This window comes from Plantactinospora sp. B5E13, from assembly GCF_039871775.1.
GTDB lineage: Bacteria > Actinomycetota > Actinomycetes > Mycobacteriales > Micromonosporaceae > Plantactinospora.
The window spans coordinates 1-22,866 of the sequence record NZ_JBDPLT010000078.1; the positions used below are offsets into that span (position 1 = coordinate 1).

A 22,866-nucleotide genomic window follows, 5' to 3' on the forward strand; every position below is an offset into this window, starting at 1 on the left:
GGCAAGGGGCGCCCGCGGACCGACAGGTCACCGGCGACTCAGCTGGCCGCCTTCTTGGCCTCGTCCATCGCCTTGGTCCAGGCGGCAGCCGAGGCGATCTGGCCGCGCTCCGCCGCCTGCATCTGCGGCTCGACGATGGTCTCCCAGACCTGCTGGTGCTTGGCACCGAGGAAGACCGGCTTCATGTTCTTGACGCTGTCGCTGAAGATCTGACCGATCGGAGCGTTGCTGAAGTACTCGCTCTTCTTGTCCTTGAACGCCGGGTCCTCGAGCGCCGGGATGCTGGACGGCATCGCCGCCGCCTCGGCGAACGCGGCCAGGTGGCCGGCCTTGCTGGTCAGGTACTTGGCCAGCTCGAAGGCCTCCTTGGGGTGCTTGGTCTGGGCCGGGACCGCCAGGTACGAGCCACCCCAGTTGCCGCCGCCACCCGGGATGGTGGCGATGTCCCACTTGCCGGCGTTGGCCGGGCCGGACTTCTGGGCGATGATGCCCTCGGTCATCCAGGACGGGCAGGGGATGGTGGCGAAGGCGGAGTTCTTGAACGCCGCGTCCCAGTCGGCGCTCCAACGCTGCGCCTTGGCGGTCAGCCCGTCGGCGGCCATCTGCAGGCCCAGGTCCCAGGCCTGCTTGACCACCGGGTTGGTGTCACCGATGAACTTGTTCTCCTTGTCGAAGAAGAAGGTCTCGGAGTTCTGCATGATGTACGGCTGCATCAGGCTGGTCGCGCTGTCCAGCCAGGCGGCCTTGACCCCGCTGGCCTTGAACTCCTTGCCCAGCGCGACGTAGTCCTGCCAGGTGCTCATCCGCTGCGAGACCTCGGTCCGCTCGGTCGGCAGCTTGGCCTGCTCGAACAGGTCCTTGCGGTAGCACATGGCCAGGCCGCCGACGTCGGTGCCGAGACCGATGAGCTTCTTGCCGTCCGGGGTGAGGGCGTTGTTCCACTTCCACTCCGGCCAGTTGCTCTTCAGGTCCGCGGCACCCAGCTCGAGCAGGTTGGCGAACTTGTCGTGGTTCTGCACGTACTGCAGCAGCACGCCCTCTTCGAGACCGACGACGTCACCGGCACCGCTGCCCGCGGCGAGCCACTGCACCAGCTTGGGCTGGAAGTCGCGCAGCTCACCCATCCGCTGGTGCTCGACCTTGATGTTCGGGTGGGCCGCCTCGAAGTCCTTGAGGGCCTGGTCGTAGCCGAAGTTGCTGAAGGTCTGCAGGACCAGCTTGACCTGGCCGCCCTCGCCGGTCGAGCCGCCGTCGTTGCTCTTGCTGCAGGCCGCGCTGCCGAGAGCCATGCTCGCGGCGACCGCGGCGACCGCGGCGGTGCGGAGCCGGCGCCTGATGACGCTCATCCCTGACCCCTCTCAGGTGGGTGACTCGTGATGTGGTGGTGGTTGCTGTGTGTCCGACCGTGCTGCGTCGCAGCGGGTGTTCCGGGTGTCACAGTTCTTTTCGGTATCTCCGCCCGCCGACGGCTCCGAGGCTGTCGCCGCGGAGCCGTGCGGTGGGGTTTCGGTTTTGGACGCTGCCGCGACGTGCCAGGTGGCTTGCGCCACAACCCGCCGGGAGCGCTCCCATGAGATTGCCGGCGGGTTACCGGAGTGTCAATGGGCCAGTGGGAGCGTTCCCATTTCGTTACCGACGGCGTACGGTCACTCACCCGCAAAGCGGACGTTATCCCCGAGGTAACGAACGGCACGACCCGTCACCGGACCGGGGCCCCGGCCCGGGTCAGGTCCCGCTCACCATCCGGGACGGGTTCGGGGGGTCAGCCGAACCGGCGGACCAGGGTGCTCGCCCGCTCGACGTCGAAGTCCGTCGGCACGAACGGCCGACCGAGCCAGCCCCGCATCGCCTCGTACTCCGGATGGTCCGGGTCGGCGTACGCGGCCAGGAACCGCCGGTAGCCGAACGGTCCCCCGACGTCCTCCGGCGGGCACGCCCCGGCCCCGGCCGCGCAGCGCGGGTACCGCTCCTCGGGATCCGCGCCGAAGACGTCCTCGACGGTCACGTCGTGCTCCCACCAGTCGCCGAAGTCGTACGTGTAGCGGAACCGGCCCCCCTTGGCCGCCACCTCGTCCAGCCGGGTCTCCAGTTCGTCCCGGAACGCGAGTTCCTCGTCCGGATCCGGCTCGCCGTACTGCACGCCGTTGATGTCGAACGAGTGCAGGTGACAGTTCTGCCAGCCCATCGCGGACTGGAACACCCGGTGTACCCGGTCCAGGGTGTAGCCACCCGGCACCAGCACCCGCCGCCACACCTCCGGCGTGACGTCGGCCAGGGTCACCCTCAGCTGGAAGATCTGTCGCGGCACGTCTCCGAACCTCCCGGCATAGGCTTACCGGCATGATCTGCCGAGCGTGCCGGGAGGCACGGCACGACAACTGCCGGGGCCGCAACTGGTGCGACTGCCAGCACCGTACCCCCGGACCGACGCCTCCGGTCACTGGTCCGGCCAGCGAATGACGGAGAATGTCGCGATCACCCGCCTCTGGCCGCTGCCGGACGCGGGTCCGCTGGACGACCCGGCGCTGGCCGGGCTCTACCCCCGCACCACCACGTCCCACCTGCGGATGAACTTCGTGACCAGCATCGACGGCGCGGTGGAACTCGAGGGGCACTCGGCCGGGCTCTCTGGTCCCCCGAACGGACCGGACAAGCGCGTCTTCGGCGTGCTCCGGATGCTCTGCGACGCGCTGCTGGTCGGCGCCGGCACGCTGCGACACGAGGCGTACCGGGCACTCCGGCTCGACGAGCGCCGCCGGGCCTGGCGCCGGGAGCAGGGACTGCCGGAGTACCCGACCCTGGTCGTGGTCTCCCGGACGCTGAACCTCGACCCGGAATCGGCGGCCTTCGCCGAGGCACCGGTCCGACCGGTGGTGCTGACCCACGCCCAGGCCACCGCGCCGCCCGGTCTCGAGACCGTCGCCGACCTGGTACGCCGGGGCGACGAGCGGGTCGACCTCGCCGCCGGACTGGCCGAACTGCGCGACCGGGGCCACCGACATCTGCTCTGCGAGGGCGGTCCGCACCTGTTCGGTTCGCTCACCGCCGCCGACCTGGTGGACGAGATCTGCCTGACGGTGGCGCCGCTGCTCACCGGCCCGGGTGCCGGTCGGATCACCGCCGGCCCGACCACGCCGCCCCGGGGCATGGCGCTTCGGCACGTCCTCGCCGGTGGCGACAACTCGCTGTTGCTCCGGTACACCCGGTCCGAGAGCTGACCCCTCCGGCACGGGGCGGTACGGCCCCCCGGTCGGGGTCCGGCGGATGTGACCGCCGGGACGGCCGGTGTGACCGGTACGGCCCGGCCGCCGCGTCGCGTGGCGCACTGTCGTACCCGTGAGGCAGGATGCGACTCGTGTGTCTTGACCTGATTCCCACCCTGACCGGGTCGCCGCGGTGACCGACATCCCGCCAACCGAGCCCGAGACGGCGGTCGGTCGGGTGCTCGGCACCGCCGACGCCACCCCGCTGCAGTTCTGGACCGCGGTCACCCCCGGCAGCTACCTGCAGCTCGACGACGTGGTGGTGACCCGGCGGGAACTGCCGGACCGCGAGCCGGTCACCATCGCGGGAGTGGTCACCCAGGTCCGGGCCCGACACGAGGGCGCGCAGTTCGACTCCGACGTCTTCGCCATCGCCGACGGCACGCTGCCGGCGCTGGTGCAGGAGGCGGCCGAGATCACCACCACCCGGGTGGACCCGGAACTCTACGTCCCGCCCTCCCCCGGTGCCCCGGTCTTCCGGGCCGAGGGCGACGCCCGGTCCGCCGCACTGCACTTCGACCGGATGGAGCGGCGGGTGCCGATGGGGATCGGCCGGGACGGCGTACCGGTCTACCTCAACGCCGACTTCCTGGACGGCACCCGCGGAGCGCACGTCTCGATTTCCGGCATCTCGGGGGTGGCGACCAAGACCAGCTTCGCCACCTTCCTGCTCTACTCCGTCTTCCGCTCCGGGGTGCTCGGCGGCGACGCGGTCAACGCCAAGGCGTTGATCTTCAACGTCAAGGGCGAGGACCTGCTCTTCCTGGACCACCCGAACAGCCGGCTGGACGCGGCCACCACCGCGACGTACGCCAAGCTCGGGCTCAGCGCCGGGGCGTTCCCGGACGTGCGGGTCTACGCGCCGCCCCGGGCCGGGGACTCCTCCGGCACCCCGGACGTGAGCAGTCGACTGACCGGGGTCGACAGCTTCTACTGGACGCTCACCGAGTTCTGTGCCGACCGGCTCCTGCCGTACGTCTTCGCCGACGCCGACGACGAACGCCAGCAGTACACGATGGTGGTGCACTCGGTCGCCGCCCACCTGGCCCGGTACGCCCAGCCCGCCGACGGCGGGGTGAGCATCGACGGGACCAGGCTGAACTCGTACCCGGACCTGGTGGACTTCGTCGTCGAGCGGCTCACCGACGAGGAGACCCGCTCGGACTGGGCCGGCAGCGCGATCAACACCGGTACGGTCAACGCCTTCGCCCGGCGGTTGATCGGCAGCAAGAAGGACCTGGCCCGGCTGATCCGCGGCGACCTGGCCACCCGCCGGCCGCACCGGGTCAACACCTCCGAGTCCGCCCAGGTCACCGTGGTCGACCTGCACAACCTGCCGGACCGGGCGCAGCGTTTTGTGGTCGGTGTGACCCTGAAGAGCGAGTTCGAGCGCAAGGAGAAGGCCGGCACCGCCAAGCCGTTGCTCTTTGTCGTCCTGGACGAGCTCAACAAGTACGCCCCCCGGGAGGGCTCGTCGCCGATCAAGGAGGTGCTGCTCGACATCGCCGAGCGGGGCCGCTCGCTCGGGGTGATCCTGATCGGCGCGCAGCAGACCGCGAGCGAGGTGGAGCGGCGGATCGTGACCAACTCGGCGATCCGGGTGGTCGGCCGGCTCGACCCGGCCGAGGCGTCCCGCCCGGAGTACGGCTTCCTCCCGGCCGCCCAACGCCAGCGCGCCCTGCTGGCCCGCCCCGGCACGATGTTCGTCAACCAGCCGGACATCCCGGTGCCGCTCTGCCTGGACTTCCCGTTCCCGGCCTGGGCGACCCGGGTCTCCGAGGCCGGGGCGACCCCGTCCGGCACGCTGCGCTCGATCACCCAGGCCGCCGACCCGTTCGCGGTGGTCGGTTCCGGTCACGGGGCGCTCTCCGACGACGACATCCCCTTCTAGCCTTCTCAGGGACGGCGTGTGAAGATCCTGCACACCTCCGACTGGCACGTCGGCAAGGTCCTCAAGGGACAGTCCCGGCTCGGTGAGCAGCGCGACGCGCTCGCCCAGCTGGTCGAGGTCGCCCGGGCCGAGTCACCCGACCTGGTGATCGTCGCCGGCGACCTCTACGACACCGCCGCGCCGACCCCGGAGGCGACCCGGCTGGTCACCCGGGCGCTCTCCGCGCTGCGCCGGACCGGCGCCCAGGTGGTGGCGATCGGCGGCAACCACGACAACGGTCCGGCGCTGGACGCGCTGCGGCCGTGGGCCGAGGCGGCCGGGATCGCGCTGCGCGGCGGCGTACGGGACGACCCGGCCGAGCACGTCATCGACGGCGCCACCGCCGCCGGGGAGCCGTGGCGGCTGGTCGCGCTGCCGTTCCTCTCCCAGCGGTACGCGGTCCGCGCCGTCGAGATGTACGAACTGACCGCGGCCGAAGCGGTGCAGACGTACGCCGACCACGTGGGGCGGCTGCTCGGCCGGCTCACCGAGAGCTTCGACTCGGCCGACCGGGTGCACCTGGTCACCGCGCACCTCACCGTGGCCGGGGCCCGGACCGGTGGCGGCGAGCGGGAGGCGCACACCGTACTCAACTACGCGGTGCCGTCGACCGTCTTTCCGGGCAGCGCCCACTACGTCGCCCTCGGGCACCTGCACCGGGCCCAGCCGGTGCTCGGCCCCTGCCCGATCCGGTACAGCGGCAGCCCGCTCGCGGTCGACTTCGGCGAGGAGGAGAACATCCCCTCGGTGACGATGGTCGAGGTGAGCACCAGCAGCGCGGCCCGGGTACGGGAGGTGCCGATCACCGGCTCGGCGCCGCTGCGCACCGTACGCGGGACCCTGGCCGAGTTGGCGGAGCTGGACGACCCCACGGCCTGGCTGCGGGTCTACGTCCGGGAGGCCCCCCGGGCCGGGCTGCGCGAGCAGGTGCAGGAGCTGCTCCCCCGGGCGCTGGAGGTACGGATCGACCCCGACCTGCTGCCGGCCCCGGGCGGCTCCCGGGCCGCCCAGCGCGCCGGACGCTCGCCCCGGGAGCTCTTCGGCGACTACCTGGACAGCCGGGGACACGCCGACGACGGCGTCCGCGAGCTGTTCGACGAGCTCTACGAGGAGGCGACCAAATAGTGCGTCCGCTCCGGCTCGACCTGGCCGGCTTCACCGCCTTCCGGGACGCCACCACCGTCGACTTCACCGACGCGGACTTCTTCGCCCTGGTCGGTCCGACCGGCGCCGGCAAGTCCAGCGTGCTCGACGCGATCTGCTTCGCGCTCTACGGCACGGTGCCACGCTGGGGCGGTGCCCGGGGCCTGGCGAACGCGCTCGCCCCGTCCGCCGCCGAGGCCCGGGTCCGGCTGGTCTTCGAGTCGGCCGGCGCCCGGTACGTGGCGACCCGGGTGGTCCGGCGGGACAGCCGCGGCACGGTGAAGACCGGCAACGCCGGACTGCAGCTGATGCCGCCCGGCTTCGACGTCACCAAGCTCGACACCGGGCTCAGCCCGGACGACCTCGGCGAGGTGATCGCCGGCACCCCGGCCGAGATGGACGAGGCGGTGCTGGAGGCGGTCGGGCTGCCGTACGAGCAGTTCACCAGCTGTGTGCTGCTGCCGCAGGGACAGTTCGCCGACTTCCTGCACGCCAAACCGGCGACCCGGCAGCAGATCCTGGTCAACCTGCTCGGGCTCGGCGTCTACGAGGAGGTCCAGAAGCTGGCCACCGCCCGGGCCGGAAAGGCCGAGGCCGCCCTCGCCGCCGTCGACCGGGTCCTCGGCGGGCTCACCGGGATCGACGACGAGGCGCTGGCCGCCGTCTCGGCCCGGGTCGACCAGCTCCGCGACCTCGCGGCCGGGGTCGACGCGGCGGTACCCGAACTACTCCGGGCCCGGACCGCCGCCGGTGCCGCCGAGCAGGCGCTCGCCACGCTCGACGCCGAACTCGCCGAACTGACCCGGGTCCGGCCCCCGGCCGACCTGGCCACGGGCGCCGCGGGGGTCGCGGCGGCCCGGGCCGCGGCGGCCGCGGCGACCGCCGCGGTGGCGGTCGCCGAGGAGCGCGAGGAGAAGCTGCGCGGTGCGCTCGCCGCCGCCGGTGATCCGGCGGCGCTGCGGCTGCGGCTGCAGGCGCACACCGAACGGGACCGGGTCGCCGTCGAGGCGGCGACGCTGGCCGAGACGGTGACCGAGGCCGACGACGCGCACCGGGCGGCGGTGACGGCGGTGACCGCGGCCCGGGCCGCCGCCGAACGGGCCGACCAGGAACTGGAGGCGGCCCGGGCGGCGTACCAGGAGGCACAGACCGCCGACCGGGCCGCCGCGCTCCGCGCCCACCTGCACGCCGGCGCGCCCTGCCCGGTCTGTACCCAGCCGGTGACCGAGGTGCCGGCGCTGCCGGCCGGCTCGGCGGTGCCGGCGGCCGAGGCGGCCGGAAAGTCCGCCCGGGCCGCCGCCGACGCCGCCAACCGGCAGGTCACCGACCGGGACCGGGCCGCCCGCGAGCTGGAACGGACGCTGGACGCGGCCCGGGCCCGGCACGAGCAGCTCACCGCCCGGCTCGCCGACCTCGACGGAGCCCTCGCCGACTCACCCGGCCCGGAGACACTGCGCCGGGAACTCGACGGCATCGCCGGGTTGCGCCGGGACCTGGAGACCGCCGGCGGCGCGGTCCGGGCCGCCCGGGAGACGGCCCGGCGGGCCCGGGCCGGCGTCGAGGCCGCCGAGGAACGGTTGCGGGGTGCCTGGCGGGCCTTCGACACCGTCCGGGACGCGGTCGCCCGGTTCGGCCCGCCGGCCGCCGACCGGGACGACGTCACCGCCGCCTGGACCGGGCTCTGCGACTGGGCGGCCGGGGCCGCCGACGAACGCCGGGCCGGCCGGGCCGCCGCGGTCGGGGCGGTCGACGCCGCCCACGCCGACGCCGAGGCGGTGCTGGCCCGGATCGGTGCGCTGTTCACCGCCGCCGGCCTGGACGCGCCGGCCGGCGACCACGACCCGGTACGGCTGGCGGCGGTCGCGGTGGAACGGGCCGAGGCGGAGCACCGCCGGCTGGAGGAACGCCGCGAACAGGCCCGGGAGCTGACCGAACAGCGCGCCGGACACGAGCGGGAGAGCCAGGTCGCCCGGACCCTCGCCGGGCACCTGCGGGCGAACAACTTCGAACGCTGGCTGCTCGCCGAGGCGCTCGACCTGCTGGTCGACGGCGCCTCCCGGATCCTGCGGGACCTCACCGGCGGGCAGTACGACCTCGGGCACGACAAGGGTGAGTTCTTCGTCGTCGACCACCACGACGCCGGGCTGCGCCGCAACGTCCGGACGCTGAGCGGCGGCGAGACGTTCCAGGCCTCGCTGGCGCTGGCGCTGGCCCTGTCCGAGCAGCTCGCGGGCATGTCGACCACCACCGCCAGCCTGGAGTCGATCGTGCTCGACGAGGGCTTCGGCACCCTCGACGCGGCGACCCTGGACACCGTCGCCGCCACCCTGGAGAACCTCGCCGCCCGGGGCGACCGGATGGTCGGCGTGGTCACCCACGTGCCGGCGCTCGCCGAACGGATCCCGGTCCGGTTCGAGGTCCGCAAGGACGCCCGGGGCGCCCACGTGGAACGGGTCGGCCGGTGAACGCGGCCGGCGCGGCGCCGGAACCCCGGACCGACCGGCCCCGGCTCTACGTCGACGCCTGGGATCCGGCGTACGGGGCGTCGTTCGAGGCGGCCGGCGGCCCGGCGGCGCCGAGCAGCGCCCAGGTCGACGCCGGGGTGGAACTGCCGCCGGAGGAGTGGCGGGCGGTACCCGCACCGGACGGGGTCGAGGCGCCGGACGTCGTCCTGCTGGTGGACGGGGTACGTCGGATCGACGCCAGCCTCTGGATCGAGGAACCGGACGGTGGGTCGTACCCGGGGGTGGCCGCCTCGTACGCCGCCGGGGTGGTCCGGTGCGACCTGCGCCGGGGCGCGGCGGAACTGGCCGGCGCCGAGGTCGAGCGGGGGCTGTTCACCGCCAGCCCGTCGGCCGGGGACGTGCTCGCCGGGCAGATCCGGTACGCCGTACACCGGCTCGGCGGCAGTGGCGAGTTGAGCAAACTGCCGGCGGCGGTCCAGGGCCCGTTGACCGCGCTCGAGGTGAAGGTCTCCGGCGCGGTCCGCGACGACGGTGACCTGCTGGTGGTGGACGGTCCGCTGCGCAACCGGCGGCAGCTTCCCCGGACCATCGGCTACATCAAGACGCAGCACAGCCAGTACCTGGACGCCCGGCTGAGCGCGGTGGTGACCGGGCTGCGGGCCCGGGAACGGTCCCCGGTCTTCCGGCTCGGCACGGCGTGGGGCGGCTACTCGTGGTATCTGCGGCTGCCGGGTTCGGCGCGCGGGCCGTGGGCCGGAATCGTCCGGGTGGAGTGCTCGGCCGACCTCGACGAGCGGAAGGCGATCGAACTCGCCGACCTGTCGCTGGTCACGCTGCCCCGGTTCGCCTCCACCGCGTACAAGGACCCGCGCGCGCCGCAGAACCTGATCCCGATCGCCGGCCTGGAGCGCCGGCTGCGGGCCCGGCTCGGCGACGGTCGGCTGCTGCACCGCGCGCTGACGTTGAGCAGCCACCGCCGTTAGGTGTGCCCTTCCTGTACCCGAGCAGGTGTGGAGGACCCCTTCCCTAGACTGGGGCGGTGGGACGGAGGCGGCGTACGGACCTGGTGGCGGCGCGGGTGGAGAGCGGGCTGGCGGAGGTCTCCCCCGACCCGGACCGGCCGCACTCGTACACCCTGCTGGTCGACGGGGCACCGCAGTCGCACGTCGACCTGACCGACCCGACCCACCTGGAGTTCGAGTACGTCCGCCGGATGGCGATCATGATCGACCTCGCCGCGCCGGCCGGGGAGCCGCTGCGGGTGCTGCACCTCGGCGGCGGCGCGTTGACCCTGCCCCGGTACGTGGCGGCGACCCGGCCGGGGTCCACCCAGCGGGTGGTGGAGGTGGACGGGGCGCTTGTGGAGTTGGTCCGCCGGGAACTGCCCTGGCCGGCCGATCCCCGGTTGCGGGTCCGGGTGGGTGACGCCCGCGCGGTGCTCGCCTCGGCGCCGGACGCGGCGTACGACCTGATCGTGGCGGACGTCTTCGCCGGCGCCCGGACGCCGGCGCACCTGACCTCGGTGGAGTTCGCCGCCGAGGCGGCCCGGGTGCTGCGACCGGACGGCAGCTACCTGGTGAACATCGCGGACGGGTCGCCGCTGCGGCACGCCCGGGCCCAGGTCGCCACGGTGCGGACGGTGCTACCGGAGGTCTGCGTGATCGCCGACTCGGCGGTGCTGCGCGGCCGGCGGTACGGCAACCTGGTCCTCATCGCCGCCCGGACCGCACTGCCGGTGGCCGACCTGACCCGGCGGGCCGCCGGGGACTGGTTTCCCGGCCGGGTGCTGCACGGTGCGGAGTTGGAGCGGTTCACGGCCGGGGCCCGGGCGGTCGGGGACAGCGGGGCGCAACCGTCGATGCCACCACCGCCCGGCACCTTTCACGTCGCCCGCTGAACCGCACCGGGCACCTTCCACGTCGCCCGCTGAGCCCCACGACGGGTTGGCCGACGGGGTCCGCGAAGTTCGCGGGGCGGCCGTTGATCCGAGCCGGGTCGAAATCCGTATGCAGGGTCGGCCCCACCGTGGGCCCGGTGGGGCCGACGGTGGAGCCGACACGTCCGACGCGGAGGTAGGGGTGCGATGCAGGCGGTAGCCGGCGGCTGGCGCGGTGACCTGGTCATGCCGGGGCGAATGTGCTCGACCGCGCATCGCCGGTCAATTCGGTACCGCAAAGGTCTCGACGCGCGGCCCGTGGACCGGAATGATGAGCCGGTGACGTCGCGACCGGCTGCCGGCCGCCACCACGCAGAACCGGCGAATACCCGACATTCCGAAGAGCTCGTCCGGTTGCTGTACGAGGAACACGCCAAGCCACTCCTGATGTTCGTGCTGCGGTTGACCGGTGGCGACCGGCAACGGGCCGAGGACGTGGTACAGGAGACCCTGCTCCGGGCCTGGCGCAACGCCGACCGGCTCGGCGCCAACGGGCAGTCGGTGCGTCCCTGGCTGGTCACCGTCGCACGGCGGATCGTCATCGACGACCACCGCAGCGAGCAGGCCCGGCCGGCCGAGACGTACGACCGCGACCTGGACGCGTTCTCCGAATCGGACGCCACCGACCGGGTACTTCGGACGATGACGGTGACCGACGCCCTGCGTACGCTCAGTCAGCCGCACCGGGAGGTGCTGGTGGCGACGTACTTCCAGGGGCGTACCGTGCCGGAGGCCGCGGCCGAGTTGGGGCTGCCGCTCGGGACCGCCAAGTCCCGGGTCTACTACGCGCTCCGCGCGCTGCGTTCCGCCTTACAGGAACGGGGGGTGACCGGGTGACCGGCGAGGCGCACCGGGACGTCGCGTCGTACGCGCTCGGGGTGCTGGACGACCGGGACAGCACCCGGTTCGAGGAGCACCTGGCCGGGTGCGACACCTGCGCCGCGGAACTGGAGTCACTGCTGCCGGTGGTGGAACTGCTCGGCGACGTCGACGGCCAGGACCTGGCGACGGTGGAGGAGTACACCCCGGAGAGCCCGCATTTCGAGCGGGTGCTGGCGGCGGTCGGCGAGGACCGGCGGCGGGCCCGCAGCCGACGGCTCTACACCCTGGCCGCCGGGATCGTCCTGGTGGCGATGTTGACCGGGCTGGGATTCCTCGCCGGCTCCCGGTCCGCCGGCCCGGACATCACCGCCCAGCCCCCGGGCACGCCGGCCGATCCGTGGCCGAGTGGTCGTCCCGGCTCGCCGGACGGCGAACGGTTCGGCACCACCGACCAGACCTCCGGGGTGCACGCCGACTTCGTCGTCGAGTCACGACCCTTCGGCACCCGGGTCTTCTTCGCGCTCAGCGGGATCTCCGGCCCACGGGTCTGCCGACTGGTGCTGCTCCCCGAGTCCGGCCCGGCCGAGGTCATCTCCAGTTGGTCGGTGCCGCCCGCGGGCTACGGCACCGCGGCGCAGAAGCAGCCCCTGCTGCTCCAGGCCGCCAGCGCGACCGAACGGACCGACATCAAGGGGATCCGCGTCGAGGAACTCGACGACCGGGGAGAGGCCACCCCGCTGGTGACGGTGTCGCTCTGACCCGAGCCGGGCCGCGCTGACCGAGGCGGGCGCACACCCGAGGTCGGCAGCCCGCCGGTTCACGTACCGTGTCGTGGCGGACACCCGACGGATAATTTCGTCCACGGAAAACCGGCCTACGACACCTGACTCGGCATTCGCGAAACGCCGCCCCGGCCCCGTCGCCGACAAATCAATTACGTATCCGCCGGTCAGTCGGTTCAACCATTCGCCGTGAGATTGTCCACGGTGAATCCGGTGATCCGGCAGAGTACCGCGACACGTACCCGCCGACAACCGAGCGAGCGGAGGGACCACGTGACACCGCCGGCACACAGCGGCACCGTTCCGCCTCCTGAGGTGCCGGCCGGCGCCACCACCCGCGGATCCACCTCCGTCGACCCGGGCGCACCCCCGGGCCACCCCGGGCGCGACCGCACCCGGACCACCGCCACGGCCGGTCAGCCGGGCGCCCGACGGCGCTCCGGTGTGGACGGACGAGGTGGATCGCCGGCCAGCCCGGTCGCCACCTCGTCGAGAACAGCGCCTCCCACCAACCGATCCGCGCCATGACCGGCGGCAGGAGCGGTCCGACGAAGCGAACGGACGGTACGAATCGGATCACCGACGGTCACCACGTCGATCGATGCCGCCGACCGGGAGAGCCAACCAGCCAAGCCGCTCCCTCAGCCCCGGCGGCCGGTCGTTGCCGCGGTGGGCGCGGCCGGCCGCCGGCCCGGTCCGGGGCGCGGCACCCGGCCGACAGCGTCGCCCCGGACATGACGCCGGCGGCGTCGCCGCAGGTCCGGGCCGTCCCGCCCCGACCTCGTCGACCCGGGCCGTCCCAAAACATAAATTCCTTTTAAGTGGACCCTAAATAATTCCTATCTGGGCTATCTCGGTTTGACTCTCCCGCGACGTATTCCGTAGGTTTTTCGCAGCGTTACCGATCGATTATTCGGAAGGCAGGGAGATGGTGACGATCCACCGGTTGCCACGAGGCGACCACGATCGTCCCCGGCACTCCCCCCGACCGGCCGACCGGTGCGCCGGCCGCCGGGGCACCGGTCCGTACGCACCCCCCGACGTACCCGTCGGCGTACGGATCCGCGTTGCCGTCCCGGCCAGCGCCACGCTCCACACTCCGAGACCGGCGGTTTCCCTGGCCGTCGGTGTCCCGCCAGGTCCGGCTGAACCGACCGCGCTCACCGAACCCTCTGCAGAAAGAGGTGGCACCACGTGAAGAACACCCCCGTCCGCTCCTCACGGCGGCGCTCGAACCGTCCACCCCGCAACAAGCGCCTGATCGCCGTGCTGGCCACGCTGGGCGTGTTCGGCGCCATCGTCGCGGTCACCCAGGTCTCCAACGCGGGCACCTGGGGTCGCCCGCCCAAGGCCAAACCGTGCCCGACCACGACCACCGCACCCGCGAGCCCGGCCGCCGGAGCCGACGCTGGCGCGGAGGCACCCGCCGCCGACCCTTCGGCCGCGGCCAGCAACCCGGGTACGGCAGCCAGTCCGGCCACCCGGTCGTACCACGACCACGGCGCCACCCAGCACCCCGGCGACGGGCAGCAGGGTGGTGCCCCGATCGGCCAGCGCGGCCGGGGCGGCAACCCGGGCAACGCCAACTGCACGCCCAGCCCCGGCACCTCCCCCTCCAGCAGCACGCCGGCCGACCCGGCGGCGCCGCTCGAGCCGCTCGGCAACAACTGCTCCGGCAGCCAGCTGCAGCCGCACGACGGCTTCCAGAACGGCGAGCGGTGTGTCGGCACCGCGTTCGGTGAGGTCGCCGCGCCGGAGGCCAACCCGTCGCTGCTGATCACCGCCGCGCCGCAGTCGGTCCGCCGCAACCAGCAGTTCACCCTCCGGGTCAGCACCCGCAACCTGGTCCGGGACCGGTTCCTGCCGGCCGGGCGGGGCGGCTACTACCTGGAGAGCTCCTTCCTGACCGACGAGGGCATCGTCCGGGGCCACTTCCACTCCGCCTGCCGGATGCTGACCAGCACCCGCAACGCGCCCGACCCGGCGCCGGTCCCGGCGTTCTTCGTGGCGACCGAGGACGGCCGCGGCGGTGTCGACCCGGACACCGTGACGGTGACCGTGCCGGGTCTGACCGAGCGTGGTGTGGCGCAGTGCGCGGTCTGGGCCGGTGACGGCTCGCACCGGGTGCCGATGATGGCCCGGGCCAACCAGGTCCCGGCGTTCGACGTGGTCCGGATCACCGTCCGGTGATCTGACCAACTCCCGTCCGAACGGCGCCGGAACGGTGTCGCGTTCGGGCGCCGTTCTGTTTCCGCAGCTCGGCGTGGCAGAGTGTCCGGGTGGACGGGACAGCGGCGACGGCGGACCGGGTACTGCGACCACCAGCCGGCTACCAGTTCGCCGCGTCGCTGCGGCTCCTGGCGATGGGGGCCGGGGTGCACGACCCGTGTGCCCGGTTCGTCCACGGGGCCTTCTGGTGGGCCACCCGTACCCCGACCGGGCCGGGCACACTCGGCCTGCGCCGGGTCGGTGCCGACCTGGTCGCCGAGGGGTACGGGCCGGGAGCGGACTGGGTCGTCGACCGGGCCGACGCCGTCGCCGGGCTCCGCGACGACCTGACCGGTTTCGCCGAGCTCGTCGCCGAGCACCCGGTGCTGGACCGGCTGGCCCGCAGTCACCGGGGACTCCGGCTGCCGACCACCGGCCGGCTCTTCCCCCGGCTGCTGCGGGCGATCCTGGAGCAGAAGGTCACCGGCAAGGAGGCGTACCGGGCGTACGCGGCGACGGTCCGACACTTCGGCGCGCCGGCGCCCGGCCCGGTGCCCGGACTCTGGACCCCGCCGGATCCGGCGGCGATCGCCGCCGCGCCGTACTGGGTCTTCCACCCGTTCGGGGTGGAGCAGCGGCGCGCCGACACACTGCGCCGGGCGGCGGCCGAGGCGGACCGGTTGGAACGCTGCCTCGATCCGGCCGAGGCGACCCGTCGACTGACCGCGATTCCCGGGATCGGCCCGTGGACGGCGGCCGAGGTCGTCCGGACCGTCTTCGGTGATCCGGACGCGGTCAGCGTGGGCGACTACCACATTCCGAACACGGTCGCCTGGGCGCTGGCCGGTGAGGTACGCGGCGACGACCGCCGGATGCTGGAGCTGTTGGCGCCGTACCGGGGGCACCGGGGTCGGGTCTGCCTGCTGCTGGAGGCGGGCGGGCTGCACGCGCCCCGGTTCGGGCCCCGGATGCCGATGCGCTCCTTCGCCCGATACTGACCGGCTCCACCGGCCGAGACTTCCGACGGCGGTGGCCGCCGGACCCGCAGTGGGTCCGACGGCCACCGGTGGGCCGGTCCCGACGGTCAACAGCGCGCCGTCAGGACCGGGGCGGAGTCGGGTGGGCCGGTCAGATTCCGCCCAGCCGGGCCGCGCAGGGCGAGGACGGCTCGAGCGTGACGTCGTACGTCAGCGTGAAGCCGGCGCTGACCGTCTGCCGCCTGACCAGCGGGGTCCAACCGTCCCGGCTGACCACCACCTGGTACGTCCCGGCCGGCACCCAGTAGGCGTAGCGGCCCTGGCCGTCCGCCTGGGCCGGGTAGCCGGTGCCGCCGTTGCCCTTGCCGGTGAGGTTGAGTCGGACCCCGGCCGGCAGCGGCAGGAGCTGCCCGGAGCAGCTCCGTCCGGTGACCGTGCCCTGGATCTTGCCCCAGTCCTCCGGCGGTGCCACACCGACCTTCACCGTGACCGCCGGCGTGGCGTACGGGCTGTCCGAGGTGAACCCGAACTCGCCCCGGTAGCTGCCGGGCTGGCTGATGCCGGCCGCCGGGGTCGCGGTCAGGGTGACCGTGACGGTCTTCGACGCGCCCGGAGCCAGGGTGAAGCTGGTCGGGGTGGTGTCCAGCCAGGAGAGGCCGGCCGTGTCGCAGTCACCGAGGCCGGTCAGCCGCTCCGCCTCGGCGGTGACCACGTCGGTACCGCCACCGATCTTGAACACCCCGCATGTCATGGCGCCCCGGTAGGCGGGGACCCCCACGTTCGGCAGGTCCCGCCAGGCCCGGGCGACCGGGTCGTAACCGACGGTCCGGTTGGTGACCACGGTGTTGCCGGCCGTCATGCCGCCGGCCAGGATCAACAGGTCGCCGGCGACGGCGGTCTGCGCCCCCCACAGTTCCAACGGCAGGTCCGGCAGCGGGGTCCAGACCTCGCTGGTCGGGTCGTACCCGTAGGTGCTCCGGTAGGTCCGGTCGGCGACCCCGCCGGCGCAGTAGACGGTGCCACCGATGCCACCGCAGGCCAGGTACGACACACCCGTCGGGTAGTCGGCGCCGGTGTGGAAAGTCCGGCTGGCTGGGTCGAAGACGACCACGTCGTCGCTCGGGGTGCACTGACCGTCGGCACAGCCGCCGACCATGACGATCCGGCCGTCGACCACCGCCGTGCCGGCGGCGGCCCGGGGTGCCGGGTTGCTCAGCCCGACGATCGTGCTCCAGCTGCCCTGCGCCGGGTCGAAGACGTCCACCGTCGGCACCGGCACGCCCTCGGTGGACCAGCCGCCGAGCACGTAGAGCTTGCCGTCCACCACGGCGGCCGACGGCTTGCTCCGGCCCCGGGGCATCTGCGCCAGGCTGGACCAGATGTTGGTCGCCGGGTCGTAGACCCAGGTCGACCGTTCCATGCCGCTGCCGGCGCCGCCGCCGACCGAGTAGACCTTGCCGCCGATGGTGACGGCGGCGTTGTCGTAGACCTGCGCCGGGGCGTTGGCGATCCGGGTCCAGGCCAGCTCGTCGGTGGCGGTCGTGCCGACCGACGGCGCCGGGGCGCCGGCCCCGCCGCCGAACCCGGTCCAGCTCTTCACGCCGGTGACCTTCCGGTCCGCCAGCGGTGCCCCGTGTCGGGCGAGCAGTTCGGTACGGCCGGCCCGTTCCAGGGTTTCGACGGTGGCCGGGGCACTGCCGGTGTTCTTCACCGTCAGCGTGGTGCTCCGGGTGCTGCCGTACGGCTGGTTCACCTCGACGCTGTGCTGGCTGACCGTGATCCGGCCGGCGGTGAGCGCCAGGTTCGCCTTGGTCAGCCGGTCGGCGGTGAGCGTCACGTCCTTCGACGCTGGCTGGTACGGCAGCAGGCCGGCCCGCACCGGGTGTGTTCCGGTGAGGCTGGAGACGAACGAGTAGAACCCGTCGGTGATGTTCGGGTCGTCCGGGGTCGCCACGGTGACCGCCTGCTCGGTCGGGGCGTCCGGGCTGGCCACGGTGACCCCGGTGAGTCCGGCGCCGGTGTTGCGGTCGGTGACGAAGCCGGCGACCAGGCTGGCCTGGGTCGGGGTGCAGACCCGGTCGACTAACTCGACGTTGTCCACCGCCCACCACCAGCCGAAGGTCGCACTGTAGCGGAACCGCAGCTGCGCCTTCGCCCGGCCGGCGGCCGCCTCCAACGGCACCAGTTCCTGCACCGGGCCGCGTCGCCAGTCGTCGCCGTGCCAGACGTTCGTCCAGGTCCTGCCGCCGTCGGTGCTGACGTCGACGTCGCCCATGTCGGCGCCCGCGGTCGCGTACAGGTCGCTGTGGAAGCGCAGGTACGGTGCCCGGACGTCGGTGAGGTCGTACACCGGGGAGACCAGGTCGGTGTCCTGGCTGGCGTCGAGCCCCTGGACGAAGCTGTCCACGATGGCGAAGTTCCCGGTGCCGCCGGTCTGGTTGCCCCGCTGGCCGGGGTCGTCGAAGGTCCAGCCCGGGTGCGCCGTCCGGTTCACCACCGACCAGCCGGCCGGTGCGCCGGCGCCGTCGAAGGTCTCGGTGCCGAACAGCGGCGTGGAGTAGGCGCCGGAATAGCCGGCGGCGGTGCAGCCGTGGTCGACCGGGACCCTGAGGTTGAGGGTCCGGTCCTCGGCGGTCACCTTCACCGTGCTGGTGAGCGTGCGGTAGCCGGCGCGGCTCGCCGTGGTGGTCACGGTGTACGTGCTGTCGGCCGGCACGCTGAACGCGTACCTGCCGGTGAGCGGGTCGCTGCGTACCGGATCCCCGGGGCGGCCGGCGACCTCGATGGTGGCGTAGAGCGGCCAGCCGTGTCCGGAGCCGTCGACGACCTTGCCGGAGACGGTCACCATCGGCTGCGGCGCCAGCGCGAGGTCGGCGGTGGCGGCGCCGCGCTCGGGCAGGGTCACCGCGACGCTCCGGCTGGTGTAGCCGTACGCGGTGGCGGTCACGGTGTGCCCGCCGAGCGGCAGGGTCAGGGTGTAGCCGCCGTCGGTCCCGGTCACCGTCCGGGTGTCGCCGGCGGTCACCTCCACCCCGGGCAGCGGTTCCCCGGTCGCCGCGTCGGTGACCCGGCCGCTGACCCGGCCGACCGCGCCACGCGGCGCCCTGAGCACCGCCTGGTACGCGTTGAGCCGTCCCTCGCCGAAGACGTTGTTGTTGGCGGCGGTGCCGCCGCACTCGGTGGCGTCCACGTCGGTGGCGGTCTCGCCGAGCAGCTTCTCGGTGCCGGCGATGTCCCGGCGCAGGTTCGGTGCGGCGGACCAGACCAGTGCCACCGTCGCGGAGACGTGCGGGGCCGCCATCGAGGTGCCGCTGATCGTCGCGTACCCGTTGCCGGGCCAGCTGGACCGGACGTCCTCGCCGGGCGCGGAGATGTTCGGCTTGATCCCGCCGTCCACCGCCGAGCTGCCCCGGCTGGACTGCTGGTAGACCTGGTTGGCCGAGTTGTAGCCGCCGACCGCGTACGACTCGGGGTAGTCACCCGGCGAGTTCGCGGTGTTGCAGGCCGGGCCGGAGTTGCCGGCGGAGAAGACCGGGAAGATGCCGGCGGCCCGCCAGGCGTCGACGGTCTCCCGGTACCACAGTGCGCCCTGGCCGCCGCCCCACGAGTTGTTCACGATGTCCGGCCGCAGGTCGGGTCGGGGGTTCTGACCGTTGCGGTCGGTCGGGGCGAGCATCCACTGGCCGGCCAGCAGCAGCGAGGAGTCCGAGCACCACTCGCGCTCGCAGGCCTTGGCCGCCATCCAGGTCGCGCCGGGGGCGACGCCGATCTGGTTGCCGGCGCCGTCGTCGCCGACCATGCTGCCCATGGTGTGGGTGCCGTGGCCGCCGGTGTCGCAGGGGGCGAACCCGAACTGGCCGCAGACGCCACTCGGGTCGTACCAGTTGTAGTCGTGGCTGAAGGTGCCGTCACCGTTGTTGCCCCGGTAGGAGCCGACCAGCGCCGGGTGGTCGTACTGGACCCCGCCGTCGATGTTGGCGACGACGACGCCCTCGCCCCGGTCACCGAACTCGTCCCAGACCCGGGGTGCCTCGATGCTCTTGACGCCCCACTCGGCGCCGGTCGCGGCGGCCCTGGTGGTGGTCTGCCGCGGTGGCGGTTCCTCGAGCCGGTAGGACCGTACCGGCTCGATCCGGGCGACGTCGGCCCGGGCGGCGATGGTGTCGAGCAGTGCCCGGTCCCCCTCGACCCGGATCATGTTGGCGATCCAGTACGGGGTGTAGGTCGCCCCCTCGCTGGTGAGCAGACCGCGCAGGCCCTGCTGGGTGCGCTCGGCGGTGCCGGTGAGCCGCCGGTGCACCTCGACGGCGCGGGCGTCGCGGTCGGCCAGCCCGGCCGCCACGTCCAGATCCGCCCGCTCCTTCAGGTAGACCAGGAAGCTGGTGCGGCCCACATCGGAGAGCTCCCGCAGCACCTGGCTGTCCACATCGGCTCCGGTCGGGGCCGCGTGCGCGGCCGGCGGCTGGGCCGTCAGGCCGAGGACAACGGCCGCCGCGACGGCGACCGCGGGCCGGAGCACACTCCGGACCGGTCCTCGACGTGATCGTCGTACTGACAACGTTCCTCCCACTCCAGCGGCGCGCGATCGGTTCGCGGCGCCGGCGTCGGCGCCCCGGGATGCCGGTGCCACCGGATCGGCGGGCCCGGCGACAGGGGCCGGCCACGCCGAATCTTGATCATCTTGTGGGTGCGACGACTCATGATCAAGTCATCCGGGCGCCAGAGATCCGGACGCGGACCCGCAGGAAGTCCGTTATGGAGTGAACACAGTGGACGGCTGGTCCGCGCCGGGTCAGCCGGCGACCGAGAGCAGGGCGTCGGCGACGGTGGTCCGGAGGTTGAGCACCTTCCGGCCGTCCCGCTGGGTCGTCACCAGCCCGGCGGCCCGCAGCACGGCCAGGTGCTGCGACACCCCGCCGGCCGAGATCCCGGTACGCCGGGCGAGTTCCGTGGTCGACACCGGCGCCCGCATCTCCACGAGCAGCCGGGCCCGCCCCCGGCCCAGTACCGCGCCGAGGGCGTCGGAGGTCCGGGCGCCCGCCTCCCAGAGCGTGCCGACCCCCCGGGCCGGGTACGCGAGCTGTGGCGGTGTGCCCTGGGCCACGCTGAGCACCGAGGGCCGGACGGGACCAGGACGAGCCCGCTGCCGTCCGGTACGTCGGCGGTGGTGCAGTGGCGTTGGGCGATCGACAGCGTCTCGCCCTCCCAGCGAACCCGTTGGTGGAGGTCGTTGAGCAGCCCGTCGGCGCCGTCGGTGGCCAGCCGACGGGCCCGGTGCTGCACCTCGGCCTCGAGCAGCAGCCGGATCCGGGCCCAGTCCGGAGCGAGCGCGATCTCCCAGTAGGCGGTGATCTCGTCGGCGAGTCGACGTAGTCCCGCCACCGGGTCGGCGCGCAGGGCGCGTACCGCCGGGGGCGGCGCGGCGTCGTAGCGGTCCAGGTCGGCCCGGAGCACCTCGGGCGGGGTGGCCCGCAACACGGTCAGTTCACTACCGAGGTCCGGGGTCAGCCCCTGCGGTGGCGGGGTGAGAAAGTCGGGCAGGTAGCGCGGGCTGGCCGGGGACGAGCTGCCAGAGCAGGCCGCCGTCGGAACGGGTGCCGGTGGAGCCGTCGCCGACAGAGCCGGTGCCGATCAGGCCGGCGGCCATGAGCGGGGGGCGGACCCGGTTCGCCCAGGGCAGGTGGATCGCGTGGTCACCGGTGTCACGCAGCACCCGTACGCTCGCCACGACCTCCCAGAGGCAGGAGACCGCGAACCGGATCCGGGCCACGGCGGTGGCGGAGCTGGCGACGCTCGGGGTGGCCCGGGTCAGCCTCGGCTCGTCGGTCGCCGAGGCGGCGTACGGGGTGGCGCGGCGGGCCGCCGAGGAGGCGTTCGGGACCGGCACCTACCAGGCCCTCGCCGACGCCCTGGACTACGGCACGATCAACGCGCTCATGCGCCACTGAACGCGTCGTCGGCAGCCGGCCCGCGGACCGGGGCGGGACGCGTCGTCGACAGCCGGCCGGCCGGCGGACCGGGGCGGGGCCCCGGTTCCGGCCTGCTGTCGTGTCGACTCGCCGATTGCGCGACGATGGCGGTATGGCAGAGACAGCAGAGACCGGCAGCTACGTCAACCCGGGCGGGGAGTTCACCCGCGACCAGCGCTACATCGCGACCCGGATCACGGCGGACGGTCGGGACGGCTACCCGGTGGAGCCCGGTCGGTACCGCCTGGTGGTGAGCCGGGCCTGCCCGTGGGCGAACCGTACGATCATCGTCCGCCGACTGCTCGGTCTGGAGGACGTCCTGTCGATGGCGGTCGCCGGCCCGACCCACGACGCCCGGAGCTGGACGTTCGACCTGGACCCGGGCGGCCGGGACCCGGTGCTCGGCATCGAACGCCTGCAGGAGGCGTTCTTCGCCCGCTTCCCCGGCTACGAGCGGGGCATCACCGTGCCGGCGATCGTCGACGTGCCGACCGGGCAGGTGGTAACGAACGACTACGCGCAGATGACCCTGGACTTCTCCGGCGAGTGGCGGGCCTACCACCGGCCGGGGGCGCCGGACCTCTACCCGGAGGAGCTCCGGACCGAGATCGACGAGGTCAACCAGGTGGTCTTCGCCGACGTGAACAACGGCGTCTACCGGTGCGGTTTCGCCGGCAGCCAGGAGGCGTACACGAAGGCGTACCACCGGCTCTTCGACCGGCTGGACTGGCTGTCGGCCCGGCTGTCGGGGCAGCGTTACCTGGTCGGCGACACCATCACCGAGGCGGACGTCCGGCTCTTCACCACGCTGGTCCGGTTCGACCCCGTCTACCACGGCCACTTCAAGTGCAACCGGCAGAAGCTGACCGAGATGCCGGTGCTGTGGGCGTACGCCCGGGACCTGTTCCAGACTCCGGGGTTCGGCGACACCATCGACTTCGACCACATCAAGCGGCACTACTACGAGGTGCACCGGGACATCAACCCGACCGGGATCGTACCGGTGGGGCCGGACCTGGCCGGCTGGCTCGAGCCGCACGGCCGGGAGGCGCTCGGCGGGCGTCCGTTCGGCGACGGCACTCCGCCCCCGCCGCCGCGCGCGGACGAGGTGGTGCCGGCCGGGCACACTCCGCTCGCCGGCTGAACCACCGGACGTTCCCGACCTCCGCCCGGGCGGTGGCGGGGTCGAGCGGGCCCGGCCGTTCCGGCAGCGGCGCCCGTCCGACCCCGCCACGGTCGGACGCCCTAGACGAGTAGTTCCGAAGTCAGGGGTCGATGTCCAGGCATGAGGAGAGGGCATCCAAGATCATGTTGTGACGCAAGACCTGGACACCCTCTTGACCGCACTGTACGTGAAGATCGACGACAGCA

At 73.3% G+C, this 22,866-nt stretch carries 16 protein-coding genes; 12 read left to right on the forward strand and 4 right to left on the reverse strand.

The genetic code is table 11. The features are described 5' to 3' along the window. Window positions 1–38: 38 nt before the first annotated feature. Window positions 39–1,346: an extracellular solute-binding protein gene (locus ABGB05_RS35700; protein ID WP_347658438.1), complete on the reverse strand. Its 1,308-nt coding sequence runs from the start codon at window positions 1,344–1,346 to the stop codon at window positions 39–41. A gap of 416 nt (window positions 1,347–1,762) precedes the next feature. After that, a complete protein-coding gene (locus ABGB05_RS35705; protein ID WP_347658440.1) occupies window positions 1,763–2,308 on the reverse strand; it encodes a plasmid pRiA4b ORF-3 family protein in 546 nt (181 codons plus the stop codon). 148 nt (window positions 2,309–2,456) lie between these two features. On the opposite strand from ABGB05_RS35705, the gene ABGB05_RS35710 reads away from it, so the two are divergent. The 10 genes from ABGB05_RS35710 (at window position 2,457) to ABGB05_RS35755 (ending at window position 15,547) form a co-directional block, all read left to right on the forward strand. Then, window positions 2,457–3,218 (forward strand): pyrimidine reductase family protein, encoded by a 762-nt coding sequence (locus ABGB05_RS35710; RefSeq protein WP_347658442.1) that lies wholly within the window; start codon window positions 2,457–2,459, stop codon window positions 3,216–3,218. Between the two features lie 178 nt (window positions 3,219–3,396). Then, window positions 3,397–5,154 (forward strand): ATP-binding protein, encoded by a 1,758-nt coding sequence (locus ABGB05_RS35715; protein ID WP_347658444.1) that lies wholly within the window; start codon window positions 3,397–3,399, stop codon window positions 5,152–5,154. Window positions 5,155–5,172: 18 nt separating this feature from the next. Continuing rightward, window positions 5,173–6,318 carry an exonuclease SbcCD subunit D gene (locus ABGB05_RS35720; protein ID WP_347658446.1) on the forward strand — a complete coding sequence of 382 codons (1,146 nt, stop codon included), beginning with the start codon at window positions 5,173–5,175 and terminating at the stop codon, window positions 6,316–6,318. Next, window positions 6,318–8,801, forward strand: coding sequence for an SMC family ATPase (locus ABGB05_RS35725; RefSeq protein WP_347658448.1), 2,484 nt, complete (start codon window positions 6,318–6,320; stop codon window positions 8,799–8,801). Before ABGB05_RS35720 ends, ABGB05_RS35725 begins: the two co-directional genes overlap by 1 nt. Beyond that, window positions 8,798–9,784 (forward strand): hypothetical protein, encoded by a 987-nt coding sequence (locus ABGB05_RS35730; RefSeq protein WP_347658450.1) that lies wholly within the window; start codon window positions 8,798–8,800, stop codon window positions 9,782–9,784. Before ABGB05_RS35725 ends, ABGB05_RS35730 begins: the two co-directional genes overlap by 4 nt. Before the next feature lie 56 nt (window positions 9,785–9,840). Next, window positions 9,841–10,698 (forward strand): fused MFS/spermidine synthase, encoded by an 858-nt coding sequence (locus tag ABGB05_RS35735; protein ID WP_347658451.1) that lies wholly within the window; start codon window positions 9,841–9,843, stop codon window positions 10,696–10,698. A gap of 186 nt (window positions 10,699–10,884) precedes the next feature. Continuing rightward, entirely contained in the window at window positions 10,885–11,574 is a 690-nt protein-coding gene (locus ABGB05_RS35740; RefSeq protein ID WP_347658453.1) for a sigma-70 family RNA polymerase sigma factor, read from the forward strand. Then, window positions 11,571–12,317, forward strand: coding sequence for a zf-HC2 domain-containing protein (locus ABGB05_RS35745; RefSeq protein WP_347658454.1), 747 nt, complete (start codon window positions 11,571–11,573; stop codon window positions 12,315–12,317). Before ABGB05_RS35740 ends, ABGB05_RS35745 begins: the two co-directional genes overlap by 4 nt. 1,218 nt (window positions 12,318–13,535) lie before the next feature. Continuing rightward, the gene (locus tag ABGB05_RS35750; RefSeq protein ID WP_347658455.1) at window positions 13,536–14,531 is read left to right on the forward strand and encodes a Pecanex-like protein 1; all 996 of its coding nucleotides are present in this window, start codon (window positions 13,536–13,538) and stop codon (window positions 14,529–14,531) included. Between the two features lie 89 nt (window positions 14,532–14,620). After that, a complete protein-coding gene (locus tag ABGB05_RS35755) occupies window positions 14,621–15,547 on the forward strand; it encodes a DNA-3-methyladenine glycosylase 2 family protein (protein WP_347658456.1) in 927 nt (308 codons plus the stop codon). 130 nt (window positions 15,548–15,677) lie between these two features. On the opposite strand, the gene ABGB05_RS35760 is transcribed toward ABGB05_RS35755, so the two are convergent. Continuing rightward, the gene (locus ABGB05_RS35760; protein ID WP_347658458.1) at window positions 15,678–20,045 is read right to left on the reverse strand and encodes a S8 family serine peptidase; all 4,368 of its coding nucleotides are present in this window, start codon (window positions 20,043–20,045) and stop codon (window positions 15,678–15,680) included. 273 nt (window positions 20,046–20,318) lie between these two features. Continuing rightward, a complete protein-coding gene (locus ABGB05_RS35765; protein WP_347658459.1) occupies window positions 20,319–20,639 on the reverse strand; it encodes a helix-turn-helix domain-containing protein in 321 nt (106 codons plus the stop codon). A 532-nt stretch (window positions 20,640–21,171) separates the two neighbouring features. Here ABGB05_RS35765 and ABGB05_RS35770 point away from each other — a divergent pair. Beyond that, entirely contained in the window at window positions 21,172–21,474 is a 303-nt protein-coding gene (locus ABGB05_RS35770; protein ID WP_347658460.1) for a hypothetical protein, read from the forward strand. Window positions 21,475–21,607: 133 nt separating this feature from the next. Next, window positions 21,608–22,639: a glutathione S-transferase C-terminal domain-containing protein gene (locus ABGB05_RS35775; protein WP_347658462.1), complete on the forward strand. Its 1,032-nt coding sequence runs from the start codon at window positions 21,608–21,610 to the stop codon at window positions 22,637–22,639. The last annotated feature ends 227 nt before the right edge of the window (window positions 22,640–22,866 follow it).